General features: G+C 66.6%; 5 protein-coding genes. 4 read left to right on the top strand and 1 reads right to left on the bottom strand.

Going from position 1 to position 3913, the window contains the following annotated elements; all coding sequences use genetic code 11:
- Nucleotides 1-180: 180 nt before the first annotated feature.
- Both VMD50_RS16830 and VMD50_RS16825 read left to right on the top strand, forming a co-directional pair.
- On the top strand, nucleotides 181-1587 hold the full coding sequence (locus VMD50_RS16830) for a wax ester/triacylglycerol synthase family O-acyltransferase (protein WP_325428868.1): 1407 nt from the start codon (nucleotides 181-183) through the stop codon (nucleotides 1585-1587).
- A 12-nt stretch (nucleotides 1588-1599) separates the two neighbouring features.
- Nucleotides 1600-2763: a zinc-binding dehydrogenase gene (locus VMD50_RS16825; RefSeq protein WP_325428867.1), complete on the top strand. Its 1164-nt coding sequence runs from the start codon at nucleotides 1600-1602 to the stop codon at nucleotides 2761-2763.
- Here VMD50_RS16825 and VMD50_RS16820 read toward each other — a convergent pair.
- On the bottom strand, nucleotides 2747-3133 hold the full coding sequence (locus VMD50_RS16820) for a PPOX class F420-dependent oxidoreductase (protein ID WP_325428866.1): 387 nt from the start codon (nucleotides 3131-3133) through the stop codon (nucleotides 2747-2749). The two genes, VMD50_RS16825 and VMD50_RS16820, sit on opposite strands and share 17 nt — an antisense overlap.
- A gap of 192 nt (nucleotides 3134-3325) precedes the next feature.
- Here VMD50_RS16820 and VMD50_RS16815 point away from each other — a divergent pair, with 192 nt between their 5' ends.
- Entirely contained in the window at nucleotides 3326-3478 is a 153-nt protein-coding gene (locus VMD50_RS16815; protein ID WP_325428865.1) for a hypothetical protein, read from the top strand.
- 86 nt (nucleotides 3479-3564) lie between these two features.
- On the top strand, nucleotides 3565-3913 hold a 349-nt coding region (locus VMD50_RS16810), incomplete at its 3' end, for a potassium-transporting ATPase subunit KdpA (protein WP_325428864.1).

Raw genomic sequence — 3913 nt, 5'->3', positions numbered from 1 at the left:
CGAAAGTGCAACTACCGACGTCCCTTCTCGGTAAACGTGTTACCAGCCCCAACTTTCGAGAGGGACTTTCGGCTGTAATAGCGGGGGCCTAATCCTCTCGCCGGCTGCGGTCCGAGGAGGGAACATCGCCGTACGCTCGGATCCTCAGGGCTGCCGGGGACTTCGGCTAGGAGATACGCCATGACCAAAACCATTCCACCCCTGGATCTTTCGTGGCTGATAATCGAATCACCGGCCGGCACGACGCACGTCGGCGCGATGCTGTTGTTCAAGAAGCCGGCCGGCCGCGCGCCCATCGTACGCGAGATCGTGGAATCGTATCGGGCGTGCACGCCGGCGCCGCCGTTCAACTACGTCCCGGAGGTGCTCGGGCGCGGCGCCCCCCATTTCCGGGAGGTCACCGAGTGGGACCCGTACTACCACGTCGGGCACCTGGCGCTACCCGCCCGAGCCTCGTACGACGACCTGCTGCGCCTCGTCGCCGATCTGCACGAGCCCCAACTCGACCGGGACCGGCCGCTCTTTCGCTGCTGGGTGATCGATGGCGTGCCGGACGGAATGTTCGCGATCTACACCAAGACCCATCACTCGATCATCGACGGAGAATCGGGCCTCAAGCTCCTCTACGCGGGGCTGGCCACGACCGACCGGCGCACCGTCCCGGCACCCGCCTTCGCGCTGGGCATGCCGGACCCCGCGCCGCATCGCGCGACGCCGCTCACCGGGCGCATCGCCGATTCGGTCCGCGGGGCCGTCACGCAAGTAGGTGCGCTGAACCAGCTTTCGGTCGGCGCGCTGCGCAAGGTGCTCACGGGCGTTTTCAGAACGCATCTGGAGGGCAGCCTGCCGTTCGTGGCGCACCACGCCCCAACCAACGAGCCGCTCAAGATCGGCCGAAGCTTCGCGACGCTTTCCCTGCCGCTCGAAGAGATGCACGAGGTTGGCCGGCGCTTCGGGGCGACCCTGAACGACGTGGCGGTTACCGTCGTCGACGCGGGGCTGCACGCCTATCTGCGGGAGACGGGCCGGGACGTCGCCCACCCCTTCATCGCGATGTGTCCGGTCTCCATGCGGGCCGAAGGGGACACGGCGATCGGTACGCGCGTGTCGGCGATATTCCCCCGGCTCGGGGAGCCCGGCGCGGGCGTGTCCGAACGAATCCACCAAGTCGCCGACTCGGTCGCCGCGTGCAAGAAGGAAATCGGCCGCATGTCCAGCGAGGCGGCGATGAACTACGCGGTCGGGCTCCTCGCGCTCGCCGGTTTCGGGGCGTCCACACACCTGGACCGGTTGACGCACCCGGCGTGTAACCTCGTCATCTCAAATGTGGTGGGCGTTAAGGAGACCCGGTACCTCAACGGCGCACGCCTGCTCGGCATCTACCCGGTGTCGGCCCTCGCCGCCTCGATTGGGCTCAACGCCACGTTGGCGTCCTACCACGACAGCATGGACTTCGGGTTCGTCGGCAACAGCGCCGCACTCGACCGCCTACCGCAACTCGCTCGCTGCACGAGGGAGGCCTACGACGAACTGAAAGAAGCGGCGGGACTCCAACCGGCGGGTTCGGCCGGCGTTTCCTCCGTGTAGGAAGATCGACTGATGAAGAGCGTCACCTGCACCAACGCAAAGCTCGAAGTGGTCGACACCCCGACCCCCACCCCGGCGAAGGGCCAGTTGCTGATCGAGGTCCTCAGGTGCGGCATCTGCGGATCCGACCTGCATGCGCGCCACCACTGCGACGAACTCGCCGACGTGATGGCCGAATCCGGGTACGACGCCTTCATGCGATCGGATCAGCACGTCGTGTTCGGACACGAATTCTGCGGTGAGGTGCTCGATTACGGCCCCGGCACGCGCAAGGCCCCGCGGCCAGGCACCCGGGTCGTCGCGCTGCCGCTGCTGCGCCGCGGCAAGGAGGTGCACGGGATCGGGCTGTCGACGATGGCGCCGGGCGCCTATGCCGAGAAGCTCCTCGTCGAGCAGTCGCTGACGTTCGCCGTCCCGAACGGGTTGTCGCCCGAGGTGGCCGCCCTCACCGAGCCGATGGCCGTCGGATGGCACGCCGTCCGTCGCGGCGAGGTGGGCAAGGGCGACGTCGCGATCGTGGTCGGCTGCGGGCCGATCGGGCTCGCGGTGATCTGCATGCTCAAGGCGCACGGGGTGCGCACCGTGATCGCCAGCGACTTCTCGGCGGGCCGGCGCGCGCTCGCGAAGGCCTGCGGGGCCGATATCGTCGTCGACCCCGCTCAGGACTCGCCGTACGCGACGGACGCGAGCCGCAAGCACCTGCACGGCATCCTCGAGGCGTTCGATCTGGCGGTCGGCACGATCGAGAAGCTGCAGCGGCTGCGGCTGCCCTGGTGGCACGTGTGGCGCGCCGCCGAAGCGGCCGGCGCCGCAACACCCAAGCATCCCATCGTGTTCGAATGTGTCGGCGTCCCAGGCATTATCGACGGCATCATCGCAAGCGCGCCGCTGTTCTCGCGCGTCGTCGTGGTCGGCGTGTGCATGGGCTCGGACCACATCCGGCCGGCGATGGCGATCAACAAGGAGATCGACCTTCGGTTCGTGCTCGGCTACACCCCGCTGGAGTTCCGCGACACGCTGCACATGCTCGCCGATGGCAAGGTCAACGTCGCGCCGCTGATCACCGGGACGGTCGGGTTGTCCGGCGTCGAGGCCGCATTCGACGCGCTCAGCGATCCCGAGGCGCACGCCAAGATTCTCATCGACCCCAAGAGCGACGCTAAGCAGCCGGTTTGATCTCCAGTCCCACGTGCACCTTGTCGATGCCGCCGCGCACGATCGAGTGCGCATAGAACCACCAGGCGTGGTACCAGTACCGCTTGAGCACGGCGTTGTAGACCCGCCGTGTCTCGGACTTCGGCAGGACCCGGGCGATCCCTTCGACCGGTTCGCTCCTGGGCTTGCCCAGCGCCGCGCTGCGGGCGATCGTCACCCGCGGAGTGTTGTTGATCCGCCTGACCTTCCACGACCCGTCGTCGGTGATGACCAGCAGCTTGTCGCCGTCAGGCACGCCCCAGATCGGTGTCGGCTTGGGGCGGCCGTCTTTGGTGAAGGTCGTCAGCAGCAGGTACTTGGACGTGATGACGTCCTGGAAAGTCGGTGCCACGCTATTTCCCTATCTGCGGATTGGTTAGCAGGGCAACTGCCCAATTCCGTGACGTCCTAATTATGGCGTCAGTGGCGCACGAGCTGTCACGACCTTGGTCGCAGAACAGAGAGTCCATGGGCCCTAGAACAACTCGAAAGGCAGCCGTAGCGTCATCGGAAAGCAGGGGTTCGCAGTCGTCGGAGGTTGGCAATGCTGGACGTGGCATTCGTCGCGTTCCTGCTCGGCCTGGCCGCGCTTGCGGTCGGATTCGCCACCGCTTGTGATCGGTTGGCGGGTCCCGACGAGCCTGTGCTGGCTGAGGCCGGCGGTGACGGCTCACCACGGGCCGAGATCGAGGCATGACTGTCGACGATGTGACCGGGATAGTCGTCGCGGTCCTTCTGGGTGCTTACCTGATCTACGGGCTGGTCCGGCGCGGGGACGTCTAGATGGTCGCGGCGAGTTGGGCACAGATCGCGGCGGTGTTCGCGCTGCTGGTCATCAGCACTCCTATTTTGGGCACCTACCTGGCCAACGTGTACCGCAACGAGAAGGCGCCCGGGGATCGGGTGTTTCTGCCGGTGGAGCGACTGGTCTACCGGCTGCTGCGCATCGACCCGCGAGGTGAGCAGCGCTGGATCTCCTACGTCGGCTCGGTGGTGGCGCTGACCATCGTCGGCGCCCTGCTGAACTACCTTGTCTTTCGCATACAACACCTGCTGCCGGGTAACCCCGACCATCTCCCCGGAGTGAGCCCGGCGCTGGCGTTCAACACCACGGTCAGCTTCGTCACCAACA

Source organism: Mycobacterium sp. (assembly GCF_035506235.1).
Classification (GTDB): Bacteria; Actinomycetota; Actinomycetes; order Mycobacteriales; family Mycobacteriaceae; genus Mycobacterium.
Note: the sequence above shows the minus strand (reverse complement) of the source record. Positions and strands in the feature narration are given on the sequence as shown.

Coding starts and splice junctions, on each gene's coding strand:
- VMD50_RS16830 (WP_325428868.1), top strand. CDS start 181: ATGACCAAAACCATTCCACCCCTGGATCTTTCGTGGCTGATAATCGAA.
- VMD50_RS16815 (WP_325428865.1), top strand. CDS start 3,326: ATGCTGGACGTGGCATTCGTCGCGTTCCTGCTCGGCCTGGCCGCGCTT.
- VMD50_RS16825 (WP_325428867.1), top strand. CDS start 1,600: ATGAAGAGCGTCACCTGCACCAACGCAAAGCTCGAAGTGGTCGACACC.